1 protein-coding gene is annotated in these 297 nt (G+C 54.9%); it reads left to right on the top strand.

The window, feature by feature from the left end; genetic code table 11:
• Window positions 1-79: 79 nt before the first annotated feature.
• Window positions 80-297: hypothetical protein (locus tag QP415_RS11395; protein ID WP_285100145.1), on the top strand; the 218-nt coding region annotated here is incomplete at its 3' end.

Below are 297 nucleotides of genomic sequence, written 5' to 3'. Positions count from 1 at the left end.
GCCACAGATAACGCCCTCGCAGCCCTAAGAAGTCTTTCCGAAACCATCCAAAACATCACCCAGAAGGAGTAAACCCGCCGTGGACGACCAGAAAAACACCCTCGTCTGGTCGCCCAAACAGGCCTACGCCATCGCCAACTGCAACGGCCGCGCCAACATCTGGCAAGGCGCAGTCAGATCAGGAAAAACATTCTCATCCATCCTCGCCTACTGCATGAAAATAGCCACCTGGGACGGCCCCGGCGTACACGTCATAACCGGCAGAAACAAAGACAGCATTTTCCGCAACTTCTTCAC

The organism is Pauljensenia sp. UMB3104 (assembly GCF_030217285.1).
Classification (GTDB): Bacteria; Actinomycetota; Actinomycetes; order Actinomycetales; family Actinomycetaceae; genus Pauljensenia.
This window is presented reverse-complemented; position numbering and strand designations above follow the sequence as displayed.